Source organism: Micromonospora sp. KC723, assembly GCF_004348595.1.
Lineage (GTDB): Bacteria > Actinomycetota > Actinomycetes > Mycobacteriales > Micromonosporaceae > Micromonospora.
The window spans coordinates 1-796 of the sequence record NZ_SMKD01000286.1 but is presented as its reverse complement, the minus strand read 5'-3'; the positions used below and the strand labels follow the sequence as shown (position 1 = coordinate 796).

The window sequence follows — 796 nt, the reverse complement described above, 5'->3', positions numbered from 1 at the left end:
GGACGAACACCTCCGGCCGTCTGCCCACCGGCCATCACCTCCCACCACAAGTGTTGGGAGACAGCCTGCCCGATACATCCTCAGAACCAGCGGATTACACGATCAACGTTCAAAGACGAGGCACTAGACGGGGGTGCGCGGGCAGGGCGGTGTTCCGCCACCACGGTGCCGCCGCGCCCTGACCGGCAAGGGTTCCCACATAGGTTCTTGCCGATTGACAATGTTTGGATTGCAAACTTAACCTCGGTTTGACCTGGGCGTCTCGCCGGTAACGAGGGGCGTTCGGGCAGTCCACCTCCACACCGCCACCACCATCCCCACCGAGGAGCATCATGAGCGGGCTACGAGGCACCCTACGGAGAACACGATGGCGGCTGGGCCTGGCCGCGACCGGCGCCGCCCTGTTGACGGCGGGCCTGGGCCTGGCGGTCGCCGGTTCCGCGCACGCCGCGGCGGGCTGCAAGGTCACGTACGCGACGACCTCCCAGTGGCCGGGCGGGTTCGGCGCGAACGTCACCATCACCAACCTCGGCGACCCGGTCAACGGCTGGAACCTGGTCTGGACGTTCCCGTCCGGGCAGCGGGTGACCCAGGCCTGGAACGCCGTCGTCACCTCCTCGGGTGACCAGGTGACGGCCCGTAACGTCAGCTACAACGCCAGCATCCCCACCAACGGGTCGGTGTCGTTCGGCTTCAACGGCTCGTGGTCCGGCGCCAACACGGCGCCCACCACCTTTGCCCTGAACGGCGTCACCTGTACCGGCTCCGTCGGCGGGACCCCGCCGCCCACCACCCC

1 protein-coding gene is annotated in these 796 nt (G+C 68.0%); it reads left to right on the top strand.

Annotated features, from left to right (window positions below):
• Nucleotides 1-332: 332 nt before the first annotated feature.
• Nucleotides 333-796: cellulose-binding domain-containing protein (locus tag E1165_RS28675; RefSeq protein WP_207917072.1), on the top strand; the 464-nt coding region annotated here is incomplete at its 3' end.